General features: G+C 61.5%; 6 protein-coding genes and 6 pseudogenes. 2 read left to right on the forward strand and 10 right to left on the reverse strand.

Annotated elements, in window-relative coordinates:
- Positions 1-667: 667 nt before the first annotated feature.
- From CQ14_RS47895 to CQ14_RS46760, 3 genes and pseudogenes are all read right to left on the reverse strand, one after another.
- Positions 668-1,852: pseudogene (locus CQ14_RS47895) on the reverse strand (Ulp1 family isopeptidase); the annotation flags it as partial.
- A 980-nt stretch (positions 1,853-2,832) separates the two neighbouring features.
- Entirely contained in the window at positions 2,833-3,846 is a 1,014-nt protein-coding gene (locus tag CQ14_RS25870) for a tyrosine-type recombinase/integrase (RefSeq protein ID WP_057860664.1), read from the reverse strand.
- Positions 3,843-4,322, reverse strand: coding sequence for a tyrosine-type recombinase/integrase (locus CQ14_RS46760; protein WP_245320508.1), 480 nt, complete (start codon positions 4,320-4,322; stop codon positions 3,843-3,845). Before CQ14_RS46760 ends, CQ14_RS25870 begins: the two co-directional genes overlap by 4 nt.
- 163 nt (positions 4,323-4,485) lie before the next feature.
- Between CQ14_RS46760 and CQ14_RS46765 the strand changes: the two genes are divergently transcribed.
- On the forward strand, positions 4,486-4,716 hold the full coding sequence (locus CQ14_RS46765; RefSeq protein WP_245320510.1) for a hypothetical protein: 231 nt from the start codon (positions 4,486-4,488) through the stop codon (positions 4,714-4,716).
- A gap of 41 nt (positions 4,717-4,757) precedes the next feature.
- Here CQ14_RS46765 and CQ14_RS46770 read toward each other — a convergent pair whose 3' ends face one another.
- The 3 genes and pseudogenes from CQ14_RS46770 to CQ14_RS48340 form a co-directional block, all read right to left on the reverse strand.
- Positions 4,758-5,339: a tyrosine-type recombinase/integrase gene (locus tag CQ14_RS46770; protein WP_245320512.1), complete on the reverse strand. Its 582-nt coding sequence runs from the start codon at positions 5,337-5,339 to the stop codon at positions 4,758-4,760.
- A gap of 1,153 nt (positions 5,340-6,492) precedes the next feature.
- Positions 6,493-7,691 (reverse strand): annotated as a pseudogene (locus CQ14_RS25885) (IS91 family transposase).
- Between the two features lie 11 nt (positions 7,692-7,702).
- Positions 7,703-8,577 (reverse strand): annotated as a pseudogene (locus tag CQ14_RS48340) (tyrosine-type recombinase/integrase).
- Between the two features lie 673 nt (positions 8,578-9,250).
- On the opposite strand from CQ14_RS48340, the gene ltrA reads away from it, so the two are divergent.
- Positions 9,251-10,633 (forward strand): group II intron reverse transcriptase/maturase, encoded by a 1,383-nt coding sequence (gene ltrA, locus CQ14_RS25895; RefSeq protein ID WP_057860665.1) that lies wholly within the window; start codon positions 9,251-9,253, stop codon positions 10,631-10,633.
- Between the two features lie 252 nt (positions 10,634-10,885).
- Here ltrA and CQ14_RS48345 read toward each other — a convergent pair.
- The 4 genes and pseudogenes from CQ14_RS48345 to CQ14_RS42560 all read right to left on the reverse strand — a co-directional run.
- Positions 10,886-11,505, reverse strand: a pseudogene (locus tag CQ14_RS48345) (tyrosine-type recombinase/integrase).
- 115 nt (positions 11,506-11,620) lie between these two features.
- On the reverse strand, positions 11,621-12,433 hold the full coding sequence (gene istB, locus CQ14_RS25910) for an IS21-like element ISBj11 family helper ATPase IstB (protein ID WP_057860667.1): 813 nt from the start codon (positions 12,431-12,433) through the stop codon (positions 11,621-11,623).
- A pseudogene (gene istA, locus CQ14_RS25915) lies at positions 12,430-13,942 on the reverse strand (IS21 family transposase). Before istA ends, istB begins: the two are co-directional and overlap by 4 nt.
- Before the next feature lie 177 nt (positions 13,943-14,119).
- Positions 14,120-14,275, reverse strand: a pseudogene (locus CQ14_RS42560) (transposase); the annotation flags it as partial.
- Positions 14,276-14,322: the final 47 nt, after the last annotated feature.

The raw sequence follows: 14,322 nt of genomic DNA on the forward strand, positions 1-14,322 counted from the left end.
GGCTTGCGTGATGGTCCCAGCTGGGCGGTATAGGGTCTGCCGTTGATCATGATGTTGGTCCAGGGTCGGGCCACGCTCGGCAGCACGTCATGCCAGTGCATTCCGCGCATGAGATTCTCCGGCGCTTGTTGGTTGCGGTGGACCCAGCCCACATCGACGAATCTTCCCAAATCCGGCGGCGGAGGCGGCATAAAATATGTCGCGCCGAAGATGGACGTCGCAGCGTTTTGCTCCCATGATGGGGGGCTTGGCTGATTGACGCTTTGCGCTGACGGCGACGGCGACGGCCTTAGCGCATCCAGATCAACATATGACTCGAGGCCCGCGTAGATGTCTGAGGGTGCCCCGTAGGCAGGTGTTTGCAACCCCTGCCAAAAATTGGCTGTATTCCAACTATCGGCGGCAGGCTCGCCGGCTCGGTCCACTCCCCGCCAAACCTCTGCCATATCGACGCTCCGTGTCGAGGGGCCCGCTTGATCCGCCGGATCATTCGCTCGCGAATTTCCGGGAGCGGCGCTCAATCGTCGCTGAAGTTGCCGTCGATCGGCGACGATGTCGTCGAGGTTCCAGAGATTCGGCTGCGGCCCTCCCGCCAATCGCCTAACCAGCGCTCGCGTGCCGTCCACGACGAAGACGCCGCAATCGTAACCGTTCCGCTGCTGGCGTNATCGGCATTCAACCGAGCGGCGAGCCTTGCGGCAACACCGTCGTTGCGTCCCCCGAAGGAGTCGTAGTGATAGGCGATCCGCCGTTCCCGATCGCGGCGATCAACCAACAGCAGCGACCAATGGGTGCCGCCTCCAGCCAGGGCATCGTTCACCGGCAAGAACAGGAAGTCGGCTGTGTCGTTACCATAGCGGTCATAAAGGATACGCTGCAGCGCGCGCAGCATGTCGTCATGGGCACCCTCGCGCAGCAGGTGGGCTATGAGCGGATCCACGAATCGCGTCCGGGCGGCGAGAACCGGATTGTCCTTCTGCAGCTCCTCCTGCAGGAGAGTGAAGTCCGCCAGGATATGCTGGTCCCCCAGCCACTCCTTTTGGTCAAGCGCTAATCCGCTGCGGCCCTGGCGCGAAAGATCAACCTGCTGCTCCTCCGGTGAGGACGGCAGATCAACCAGCGATATAACGTCGGACCGTCTCTGCGGTGAAAATCTGGGGCGCGCGCCGAGAGGTTGCTGCTGCACCATCAATCGATGTTGTATTTGCTTCCGAAGCGTCTGGAGACTCAGTGGGGTGCTATTACGTCCTATGCTTTTCCTGAAGTCCTTATAATCTGCCGTCAACGACCGTCGCTGCTCGTCACTGCCGTTGATGCGGCTCACTATGCTCCCCCTATTTCCGCTTCGGAGCCAACCACTAAACCTACGTTGGGCGTTAGCGAGGTCAAGGACAATTTCCTTTTTTTGGCCTCCAGTGCGCTCGGCATCCTTGACCAGGCCCGCGATGATGTGGTCGTCGTCGGGATAGGCCGCCGCGAACCGCTCGATGGGCTGCGCGTCTTGGGGATGCAGTTCCCCGCGGGCGGAAGAGCGACTACGCTTCGCCAGATCTATGCGATGCTCTGAAGAGACGACGTCGGATGCCGAGCCGCCAGACGACTTTTCGCTACGACTCCTCCCAAACGCTTTGCCGAGCCCTGACTTAATACGCGAAAACAGTCTACGGCTTTTGCTATCCGTCGTCCGCGCCAGAGGCTGCACTTCCGATGGCGCCGTATAGCGTGTGCTGCTGAACAGCCTTTCACGCAAGTCAGACTGCGATGCCCCAAGGTGAGCGCGAGGCAGGTCAACGCTGTGGCGCCTGCTGCTGACCCAGTTACCCCAAAGGTTAGACCGCGGCGGCATCCGCATCGAACCGCCGATATCGGTACGCCGAATCCCACCATCCGTCGGGCGAGTGTCGGGCGAGCTAGCCTCTTTGGGGCCAGCATCAGGCGAACCAGCGTCAGCCGCACTCGCACCAGAGGAACTGAGTTGCAGCTCGCCTAGCTGCTCCTCAACGCTCGGCTGGTCAGCAGGCACGTTCTCCGACTGCTGCACTGTCTGCTGCGTGTACCATCTGTTCCAAGCTCCGGTGTCCGGAAAAAAGCCGCCATCCACAATGGCTCTCCTCAATTGGGTATTTCATCGCTACCTTACGCGGGAATCTCGTAAACATTCACTCTGTCCCAGACAAATAGCGATTTCTTATGGGGAAATACTTGGCCCTTCTCCAAAAAGTGGCAGAGTTAAGCAGCTTTTTAGCTCTATCTCGATCGGAGCGATGTACCCGATTGCGGTGAAATGGACCCTCATAGCGGGACCGCCCAACTCATGCCCTGAAGTTGGCGACCTCAGAACGTCACTCACGACGTATAAGCGGGGACAGCCATCCGCTCAAGATGACCTAATTGACGGAGCGCTGCGGCAGCTTCGCCGACGCTGGTCAGACGAGTTTAAGGCCCAAGTCGTGAGGCGCTGGAGCCTGGCGCGAGCGTCTCGGCGATCGCCCGGCGGATCGGCATTGACCCGTCGCAGCTGTTCGCTTGGCGCCGTGATGCTCGGGCCGCGCGGCATTGTCGCTCGCGGCACTCGAGTTGCGGGGGTGTGGTGGCGTCTGTGTCAGGCGCGGTGATCGAAATTGCCATTGGCGAGGTGATCGTGCGCACCGGCGTGGACGTCGACGAGGCGCAGTTGCAGCGGGTGATCCGGGCGGTCCGTTCGGCATGATCCCCTCCGGCGTGAAGGTGTTCCTGGCCAGCCATCCAGTCGACTTCCGCAATTATGCGGAGCGCACGATTATGCAGAGTCCGGGGCGGATGTTGCGACCGCCGCGGCTTTTCTCGTAGATCTTACTCCGCATAATCCGGCCTGCGTTTGACCGTGCTCAGCATGGCGAGCAGCTTGTCAGGCGCGCGGAAGCGTCCGGGCTTCAGCATCGGCGGCACCATGGCGGCGAGCGCTTCGAGCTTCTCGGTCGGGTCAGCGCGCAGGTAGACCTCGGTACTTTGCAGGTTGGCGTGTCCGAGCCAGAGCGAGACCTTCCGCGCGTCACGGGTTGCCTGCAGAGTATGCATCGCGCAGGTATGCCGCAGGACGTGCGGACTGACGTCCTTGCCGGCGATCGTCGGCGCAGCGCGCGAGGCCGTGGCGACATGCTTGGCGAGGATGTACTCGAAGCCCGAGCGCGTCATGGCCTGCGCTCGTGCGCTGAGGAACAGCTCTGGAGCAGCGCTGGCAGGGCGCACTCTGAGCCAAGCCTTCACCGCGGCCGCCGTTTCTTTCCAGAGCGGCAGGACTCGCTCGCGACGTCCCTTTCCCATGACGTGTACGCTGGACAAAGTCTGGCGGTCGATCTGATCGAGCCGAAGACCGACCAGCTCCGACACGCGCAATCCCGCGGCAAAGGCCAGATGCAGCATGGCCCGGTCCCGAATGCCGGACATGGTACTCGCGTCCGGCGCATTGAGCAGCGCCTGCAGCTCTTCGCGCGTGAGATACCCGATAAGGGCCTGATCGGTCTTTTTCATCGGGATAGCATGGATCCGCCGCGACAGGTCGAGGCAAGATGGCAGCCTGTACTCCAAGAAGCGGAAGAACGAGTTGATCGCAGCGAGCCGGGCGTTGCGTGTTCGCGCTGAGTTGCCGCGCTTCTTCTCCAGATGCTCCAGGAATGCCAGCATCAGCGGTGCATCGAGCTGTTCGACCTCGATCTTTGCCGGCGTGGTCTTGAGCCGGCCAGCTGCGAAGACGAGCAGGAGTTGGAAGCTCTGCGCATACGCCTCGCAGGTATGTTGGCTTGCCCTGCGCTCTTTGGGCAGATGCTCGCGCAAGAACCCGCTCAGATAGGGGGCGAGCGCAGTCATGCGGCACCTCCTGTGAGTAGCGCCTCGCCCGCCTCGGCGATCTGGCTCATCAGAGCCGGCGTCGCCTGCAAGTACCAATAGGTGTCAGTTACGTGCGCATGACCGAGATAGGTGCTGAGCGCGACTATATGCCGAGCGACTGCAGCACGATCGTGGCGGCACTGCTCCAGCGATCGGACCGCGAAGGTGTGGCGCAGATCGTGGATGCGCGGGTCTCGGCCCGAATGTGCGCCCCTGAGATTGGTGCGATCGAGGAGCTGCAGAAAGATGCCGCGCACGGTATTGTACGATAGCGTTGGGCCGGCGACCGATATGAAGAGAGCGCGATCCATGGCGGCCACCCTCTGCCTGTCGACAAGATACCTTTCGAGCGCCAGCCGTGCTGTTGCGTGCAGCGGCAATGGCCGGCTCTTCTGGAACTTGGTCTCTTGTACGACGAGCCCGTCGGCGATCAGATCGTCGATCTGCAGCGCCAATGCCTCTGCGGATCCTCATGCCGGTAGCGGCAAGGAGGCCAAAGAGCGTTGCGTACATGATCGCTCTGATCGAGCCCTCCGGCTGGAGCGCCCCTGCCGCGCGAAGCAGTCGTGCAAGCTCGTCCGCACTATAGATGTACGGCGAGCACCGCTTGGCGACAGCGTGGCCGAGCGCGTCCGCCGCCGGAACTTGATGGCGCAGGTCTTCAGCCCGCATCACCAGCGCAAACCGTCGCACGGTGAGCAGCCGGTTGCGGCGCTGCTCCGGGGATGGCGCGCGTGCGGCGCATTCAAGAACGCGCGTGTTCTTGATATGCCGATCGCCGAGTTCCTCGGCGAAGGCAACGTAGCCTCTCAGCAGGATCTCCTGGACGCGGAACTTGAAGCCCAATGATCGCTGCTGGTCCACGTATCGTGCAAGATCTCGGCTCAGCATCATGCATCTCCCGGCCAGGGCTGCGCGATCTGCTGCAGCATCACGATGTCGACCTTGGCATAATGTGAGGTCGTGTCCGGCGAACGGTGACGCAGTACGGCGCCGACCATGTCAAGCGTGGCGCCGCCTCGCAGCATCGCCGTCGCGGCCGAATGCCGAAGCAGATTGGCGCCTTTCGATGGGGCGACGATGCCACTGCTGTCTACCGCACGTCGAACAACGCTTGAGACGGTCGAGCCGGACAGCGCGCGGAACGGAGCATTCGAGGTGAGGAACAACTCCTGTCGGGCCACGCAGGGTCGGCTTCGCTTGAGATAGTCGAGCACAGCATCACCGGCATCCTGAGGGAGCGGAAGCCGGGTCTCTCGTCGGCCCTTGCCGCGAACGGTGAGTGTCGCGTGCTGCCAATCAAGGTCGTGAAGGCGAAGTGCAAGAATGTCGCCCGCCCGTAGGCCAAGGCGGGCCAGCAGGAGCAGAATGGCTCGATCGCGAGCGCCCGCCGGCGTGGCCCGGTCGCAAGTGGCAATCAAACGATCGACATCGGCGGTACCGATGTAGCGAGGCACGCCGATAGCCGCCATTGCGGAATAATCGGCACAGCCAGCTCGAGCCCCGCCCGACACAGGCCGCGCCCGAGAAGCGCAGATATCCTCGCAGGGCCATGGTCATCGTCTTCACGTAGGCGAGTGAAGCCCGCCTCGTCTCTGCAAGAATCACATCGCGAATGAGCTGGGCATCCCAGCTTTGCGACCTTCTGCCGAGCGCCGGGAGCAACCGCATGACCATGCGACCGTGCCGACCTATCGTCAGCTCCGTGATGCCACGATGGTGGCGCAGCCACTCCTGGAATTCGATCACATGCCGGTCGTAAGCTGGGGACGTACTCTTCGGCTCGCGTCGCACGATGCCGCGCTCACCCAAAAAATCGACAAACCTGCGCGCTCGCCTCACGTATTTCTCGGATACGCCTTTCACTCGGCGAATGCCGGGACAGCGACAGCGATGTCGCGCAAACGACTTACGACATCCTCGTCGACGTTGCCGACTGCAAGCCTTTCCCTGATGAGCCAGCAGGCGAAGTGGCGAGCTGAACCCTCGTAGCCGCTCACTGTCAAGCAGGAATGTCCTAGCGCCCGGAGATGGGCCATAAACTCCGTCACTAGCGGGGCGAGGTCGCCCGCCTCCATACTACGTCGATGATTGCTGCAACCTTGCTTCGGCTTGACCATCGTGGGCTTCCTCTCGTTGCCATCAAGACAGCGAAGGAAGCCTCGAATTATGCTGAGTCAGATCCCACTGGCCTCGATCTAGGCTGTCGATAAGAAGGAAAAACTCCGATCGGCTCGCCGCGGACTCTGCATAACCGTGCGCTCCGCATAATAGAGAGCGTTTTTAGATTGGCGGCGCGATATCCCGTACCAGAATAAGCACCGACAAGCGGGCGCCGGTAATCTAAAAACGTGTTGGACGAAGCCGCCGGGCACGCCGGTGCAGCTATGGGTATTGAATCACTGCGCCTCTATCTGCGGGGCCGTTGATCGGGTCTAGAGGCAGGTCCAAGGCTCACATCGCCGCGAAAGTACTCGATAGAAGAGACATCCGAGGCTCGGAAAGCTGGAAAATACGAAGCGCCGGAGGTTTGACGTCGGAGAAACGACAACAAGGCATCCACCGGCTGTCGCGGCGGCCGGAAGAATTGCGACATGAGGGGCAACAGTTGGTCGGAGTCTCGTATCATGAGGTGTCCGGTGAAAGGGCAGCGCTGAAAGAATCTGGCCCCAGAACTTCGATGCACACCATCCGGCCTTGATGGCAGGATGGACATTGGCGCGCGCAAGCAGCGGCTGTCCGTTCCTCGGCCTTGTCGGGGCAATCGGATTTCTTCTCCGGTTCCGCATGAACATCGGAGGGTGTCATTCCCAGCAATTCACGGCAGCGAGCGAGCTTTTGCTTGCGGTAGCGGTTGCCCAGGAAGCCGTAGTAGCGAATACGTTTGAAGCCTTCGGGCAGGATATGGATGAGGAAGCGCCGAATGAACTCTCCGGCGTCCAGCGTCATCACTTTCTGCTGACTGCCGTGGCGATAGTCCTTCCATCGAAAGCGCACCTTGCCGCCTTCGATATCGACGATGCGCTTGTTGCTGATCGCCACCCGATGCGTGTAGCGACCGACATAGTGCACAACCTGTTCGACTCCACCGAAGGGCGGCCGACCCAATTGATCCTGCGGACCTTGTTCAGATAACGCTGGAACGCAGCAGGATCACGCAGTTCTTCCAGCGATGAGAAGAATTGTAGCTCGCCAGCGTCGAACGCCTTTTGCAGGGCGTTGAGAAATAGTCGCCGGAACAGTCGGGACAGTACGGCGACCGGAAGAAAGAAGCCGGGTCGGCACGCGATCCAGCGGTCGCCATCTGGCGATAGCCCTCCTCCAGCGACAACACAGTGGAGGTGGGGATGATGAGCGAGATTCTGTCCCTAGGTATGAAGGACGGAGAAGAACCCGATCTCGGCGCCGAGATGCTTGGGGTCGGCTGCGATGGTCCGCAAGGTCTCGTGGGCGGTGCGGAACAGAATGTCGTACACGGTGGCGGCATTCTGAAATGCAATCGCTGCCATTTGGTCGGGTACGGTAAAAACGACATGGAAATACTGCGTGTTTAGAAGCTCCGCCTGTCGGGCCTCGATCCATTCCGCCCGCGCGAGCGATTGAGATTTGGGGCAGCTGCGCGAGCGGCAACTATTGTAGGAGATCCGCTGCTCTCCGCAGCGATCGCATTGTTCGACATGGCCGCCGAGCGCAGCCGTTCGGCAGCGCTCGATCGCAGTCATTGCTGCACGCCGTTCGGTCGATAGTGAGTTCCAATGCTGCTCGCGCCAGGCAGCACCATAGCGGCGGAATATATCCGCCACCTCCGGACCTGAGCGTCCCACAGGGCTTGTCTTCAGAAATGAGCCGGTGCGGGCTGACGGGCAATCCTGGGAACAGGATGAGGAAGCAACTCCAGCGGGCTCGTTGCCGCGCAGACTTTGCTCGTGGCGATCCGCAGATATTGGGCGGTCGTGGACAAGCTGCGATGGCCGAGCAAGAGCTGGATGGTGCGAAGATCGGTGCCGGCCTCAAGTAGATGGACGGCGAAGGCATGTCGCAGTGAATGAGGAGTTACAGGCTTGACGAGTTTGGACAAACGGTGCGCCAGCGAGTTCGGTCGCGCCGGTCGTTATCGGCTCGTCATCGAAGACACCAGGAAACATCCATGTCTTTGGTCGGACGATGCGCCAATAGTCCGTCAAGGTCTCCAGCAATCTGGCCGACAGCATGACGTAGCGATCCTTCTGACCCTTGCCCTGCTCGACGCGTAGTACCATCCTCTGTCGATCGATGGCCTCTGGCCTTAGGCGGGTCGCTTCGGACACGCGCAGGCCGGCGCCGTAGCATGTCGTCAGGATTGTCCGGTGCTTGATGCTCTCCACGCAGCCGAGGAAATGCAGCACTTCTTCGGGACTGAGAATGACGGCGAGCGTCCTTGGTGCTTTGGGTAATGGAATGACGAGATCGAACTGCCAATCGACCCCGAGCGTGACGCGATAGAAAAACCGGAGTGCTGCGACGGTCACATTGCACGGAGCGCGGCGCCAGCTTCTTCTCGTTCACCAGATGGATCAGGTAGGTACGGATATCCTCTGGACCGAGCAAGGCTGGCGACTTTGTAAAATGCCGGGCGAATTGCGAGACCTGCAGCAGATAGGACTCCTGCGTATGAGGTGAGAGGTTCCGGACCTGCATGTCGTTCATCATGCGTAACCGAAGCGGCGTCATTCAAAGGCTCCTTGGCAAAAACACGAATACTGCGCGTGGGCAGCAACCCCATCTTGCTCGAAGCCAAGCCTTTATGAATGCAGCACGTCATGTCTCTTCCTGACATGCCGAAAAACGCTAATACAGCAGCCTCCGCCTCACTTCCTCATCCGACGATGACACCTCTCACCGAGCACTCTGCCGCGGAGCGGCTTCGTCGTGTGCCGGGCATGCTCAATAGCTCGGAAGTGAAAGTCTTCCACCCAACCTGATGGAGGTGAAGGGTTAGTGAAACGCAAGGGCTGCCGTCGCGAGGCGGGGTCTGAAGGAAGCGTGGATCAAAGGTGCGAGCCGATGAACAAAAACCGGATATGAGGCGCAAGCGTCGGACGAGCGGGCGACACATCGCGAAGTCCAGATCCATCAAGGATGCGAAGCGTAGATCCGGCGGTTGTGCACCGAAGGCGATTGAGCTTACCCCGGGAGATCTGCCCGGTGTCGCCCTCGGGCGACTGAGACGGCCGCGAGGCCGTCTGACCGCCGGGCAGAAGTCAGCTGAGGGCGTATTAGGTCAGGCTGTCGGCAAAGCTAGTGAGGCACTCCAAGACCGAAAGGTGGAGAAAACAGATAGGCGGAGCCGGAAACGATGGCTGAAGGCCCGAACGATTGAGAGAGACAGTAGGACTGGTATCTCGTGAATAGAAAGCGGCAGAACAACCAGCAAGTGCTGGCCTTGGAACCGAATGCCCGGGGTGAAGCTCCGGCGCACGGTGACGAGGAGACCGAACCATTCATGGCGAAATCAGCCACCGAAGATTCGGCTTTCACAGAACAACTGATGGAGGAGGTGTGCGACCGAGAGAACCTCGAAAGAGCGTGGAAGCGTGTTAAAAGGAACAAAGGAAGCCCTGGCGTTGATGGGATGACCATCGACGACGTGAAGGCGTTCCTGCGTCAGCACTGGCCAAACATTCGGTCTCAACTGCTTGACGGAAACTATCGGCCGCAGCCGGTTAAGCGGGTTGAAATCCCGAAGCCGGAAGGCGGAGTCAGGAAACTCGGCGTCCCCTGTGTCGTCGACCGCCTGATTCAACAAGCCGTGCTGCAAGTTCTCCAAGAGCGATGGGATCCGACGTTTTCGGAGCACAGTTTCGGATTTCGGCCGGGGCGGTCCGCCCACCAGGCTGTAGCCCAGGCACAGCGTTACGTCGCTGATGGCTACAACGTAGTGGTTGATCTCGATTTGGAAAGATTTTTCGACCGAGTTAACCACGACATCCTGATGTCGCGCGTCGCCGCACGGATACCCGATAAACGCGTGCTCAAGCTTATCCGGGCATTCCTGAATGCCGGGGTATTGGAAGATGGTTTGGTCCGACCGGTGGACGAAGGGACCCCGCAAGGCGGTCCGCTCTCGCCCTTCCTCAGTAATATCGTGCTCGATGATCTCGACAAGGAATTGGCTCGACGTGGTCACCGGTTCTGCCGTTACGCGGATGACTGCAACATCTATGTTCGCAGCCACCACGCCGGCGACAGAGTGAGGGCCTCGATTAGCCGATTCCTGACCGACAAGCTCCGCTTGAAAGTCAACGAGGCCAAAAGCGCGGTGGCGCGACCCGAGGAACGTAAATTTCTCGGATTCAGCATTGCGAATGACGGGAGCGAGCGACGCATTGCGCCGAAAGCCCTCGACAAGTTCAAAGACCGAATCCGGGAAATCACATGCCGGACGCGAGGGATCAGTTTGCAGCAGATGATCGCAGACCTCACGCCATACATCATTGGATGGCGCGGGTACTTCGGCTTCTGTCAGACCCCGCGCGTGCTAACGAACTTGGAAGCCTGGATCCGCCGGAGACTGCGTTTGTATCTCTGGCGGCAATGGCGGAACGGGCATAACCGATTCACGGAGCTTCGCCGCCTCGGCATAGCGAAGTTCGCCGCATCGGTCGCTGCCGGTTCACCGACGGGACTCTGGCGCATGTCCGGACACCCGGCTGTTCAACACGCCCTACGAAATCATGTGTTCGACTCTCTTGGTCTCCCCCGAATCTTCATGCCTGTGCCGGCTTAACTCGATCGAACCGCCGTGGTACGGACCCGTATGCCCGGTGGTGTGGGAGGGGTGGCGTCGCGAGACGTCCCCCTATCCCGATCAATTGCGCTTATGCGGTGCACCACATAACCGCAAGGGTATCGATGGGCTTGTTGCGCTGGCGCGCGATGCCGGCTCAGATCCGTCCTTGTGTGTCGGACGAGATTATGTGGCGGAGGCGCCCTAACGCCAGCAGGGCCGGCCACCCAGGGTTTCTCCGCCACATAATAATCAGATGCTGTCGAGCAACTGCAGGACGGCATCGTTCGGCCGGAAGCGCGCGCTGCGGTCGCCTGAGACGCCCGCCCTCTCGAGTCCCCGGCGCATCATCTCGACATCCGCAGCGGCGTATTGGTGGGTTGTGGCGACCTGAGCATGACCAAGCCAGGCCTGGATCGTCAGGAGGTCCACGCCTGACCGGAGAAGCTTCATGGCGAGGGAATGCCGGAAGATGTGCGGCGATATCGGCTTGCCCTCCAAGCTTGACCTGGTGGACCCGACCTGGGAGGCGGCACGCCGCACGATGTGTGTCGCGCCGAAACGCGTCAGGCGCTCGTTGTGGACCCCGACGAAGATCGGCCGCGGTTCATGATGGGCGAGGCCGCGTCGCTCAATAGGTCCGTCAGCGATCGCACCAGATCCTGAGGAATGGGAACGACGCGATCTCGGCGTCCCTTGCCGTGAAGCAGCACCTGCGGGCGTCCTCGCTCCAACTGAAGGTCGTTCGCGTTGACGCCGGTCGCTTCGGACACGCGAGCGCCGGTTCTCGCCAAGAAGAGCAGAAAGGCCTGGTCGCGCCGGCCGCGGGGCGTCGTCTGATCAGGGGCGGCGACGATAGTATAGCGCGACAATCTGGCTGGGAAGCGCGCGACAATCAGGATGGCGAGTCGGTGTCACGGCGACGTGATGATTGCCTTGATGATTGTCGCGCGCAAGAGTTTTGTTGGCTCTGATTGTCGCGGAGCGTCAATCAACGAGTGTTTTTGGTGTCGCGTGCGAGGGCGGTCGTCCTGGACCACGTTTGCGTTCGAGCGCGGTCCGTCTGCGGTAGCTCTCGACGTTCATCTCTACGATGGTTGCGTGGTGGACGAGGCGATCGATGGCGGCGAGGGTCATAGCGGGGTCTGGGAAGACCCTGTTCCATTCGCCGAACGGCTGATTGGCGGTGATCAGCATCGAGCGCCGCTCGTAGCGTGCGCTGATGAGCTCGAACAGCACGCTGGTCTCGGCCTGGTCCTTGGTGACGTAGGCGAGGTCATCGAGGATCAGCAGATCGAAGCGATCGAGGCGGTTGATGGCGGCCTCGAGGTTGAGTTCGCGCCGCGCCACCTGCAGTTTCTGGACGAGATCGGTGGTGCGGGTGAAGAGGACGCGCCATCCGTTCTCGATCAGGGCGAGGCCGATCGCTGCCGCCAAGTGACTCTTTCCGCCGCCGGGCGGACCGAACAGCAGCAAATTGGCGCCCTTGCCGAGCCAGCCATCGCCGGCGGCGAGCGCGGTCAGCTGAGCCTTGGAGATCATCGGCACGGCCTCGAAGTCGAAGTTGTCGAAGGTCTTTCCGGCGGGCAGCCGCGCCTCGACGAGACGGCGCTCGATGCGACGGCGGCCGCGTTCGGCGATCTCGTGCTCGGCGATGACGGCGAGGAAGCGGGCCGCCGGCCAACCTTCTTTGTCGGATTGTTCGGCGAACTGTGGCCACAGCACCTTAATGGCGGGCAGCCGCAGCTCGTTGAGCAACAGATTGATGCGCGCGGTGTCGACTGTGTTGACCGTGTTCATGCGGCGTCTCCGATCTGGCTGGCGCCGATGAGGCACTCATAGCTGGCGAGCGGGGCAAGCTGCACCATGACCTGGGGCACGCAGGCAGGATCGGGCGCGAAGTGAGCGCGCAGCCGTCCGAGGTCGGGCAGTTGGCCGGCGTCCAGGTCGGCGGCGAGCTGACCGGCGAGCTCGGCCTCGCAGCCGCGCTCGTGCGCCAGCGCCAGCAGATCGACCATGAGCCGGCAGGCTTTCTTGTCCGGCAGCCGTTCGCGCAAGCGATCGAAGGTTCGGCGATAGGCATCGCGCGGGAACAGCCGATCACGGTAGACGAGATTGAGCAGCGCCATTGGCTTGCGCCGCAAGGAATGGATCACGTGCCGATAATCGACGACCTGGTCGTGCTTGCCGTTGGGATGCGGCCGCCCACGTGGCAGGGTGACGAGATGGGTGCCGCCGACGAACACGTCGAGACGATCATCGTAAAGGCGCACCCCTAGCTGGTGGCCGATCAGGCGCGATGGCACGGTGTAGAATACCTTGCGCAGGGTGAAGCCGCCGCTTGACGTCACGCGGACGATCACCTCCTCGTAGTCCGAGGTGCGGCGATCTGGCAACGCCTGCAGGGTGGCGCGCTCGTGGTCGATCCGCTTGGCGTTGCGGGCATTGCGGCGGCTGACGATCTCGTCGATGAAGCCGCGGTAGGCGGCGAGATCATCGAAGTCGGCAGTGCCGCGCAACAGCAGCGCATCGGCGATCGTCCGCTTGAGATGGCCATGCGAGCTCTCGATCGCCCCGTTCTCGTGGGCGATGCCGCGATTGTTGCGGGAAGCCGCATGCCGTAATGGGCGCAGAGGCCCTCGTATCGCCGGGTCAGATCGTCCCTCGCATTGCGATCGAGATTGCAGAAGGCGGCCGACAGGCTGTCGGTCCGATGCTCCCGCGGCGCGCCGCCGAGCGACCACAGGGCATTCTGCAGCCCTTCGGCCAAAGCGACGAAGCTCTCGCCACCAAGCACGACATGGGCGTGCTCAAACCCGCAATAGGCCAACCGGAAGTGATAGAGGCGATGGTCGAGCGGGACGCCAGCGATGGTGACCCCAAGCTCGCCCATGTCGGTGAAGTCGGACAGGCCGACCTGACCCACTTCGTGGGTCTGACGGAAGATAACTTCCTGCTCCTCGCCGTGGATTGCCCGCCAGGCGCGGATCCGGCGCTCCAGCGTGCGGCGGATTCCAGCCCCGAGCTCAGGATGGCGGCGTAACATCCCTCGAAGATTGCGACAGCCCGCACGCCGGGGGCCGCCTTCAACATCGGCACGACCTCGGTCTCAAAAACACTGGCCAACGGGTCCGGTCGGCGCCGGCCGCGGGCTCCCTTCTTCTGCGATGGGAGCCTTCGATCCTTCTCAAAGCGATACGCGGTCGAGGTACTGAACGACGCCTTGGCGGCGGCCACTGGCGGGGTATCGGTCTGACGGTACTTCATGTAGAGCCTCATCTGGTGATCGGTCATGTGTCGGCCTGGCAAGCGAGTGATTCCTCTTGGCGGAAGAACCACTTGCATAACCAGCTGGCCGCGATCACCAGCCGGCGCGGTCCCCTGTGGATGGCGCCGTCGCCGGGCTCGTAACCCCGGTCGGGCTACGCCCTCCCTGCGTCACGAGCCCGGCGAAGCTCTCTAATCCTGATTGACGCTCCGCTGTCACCTTGATTGCCGCGCGGCACATCGGGCCTTTCGGGTGGCCCATTGCACGACAGCCATGGCACCGAGGATGAATAATCGTCGAATGTCGCGTTGGCCCATCTTCGAGGTCTTCCCTAACCGTTGTTTGCCTCCGGTCGACTTCTGTACTGGGACTAGGTGGTGTGGACTCTAAGGATTCCCTTTTAGGAGCAAATCAGATTCAA

Origin of the sequence: Bradyrhizobium lablabi, from assembly GCF_001440475.1 — a bacterium.
Classification (GTDB): domain Bacteria; phylum Pseudomonadota; class Alphaproteobacteria; order Rhizobiales; family Xanthobacteraceae; genus Bradyrhizobium; species Bradyrhizobium lablabi.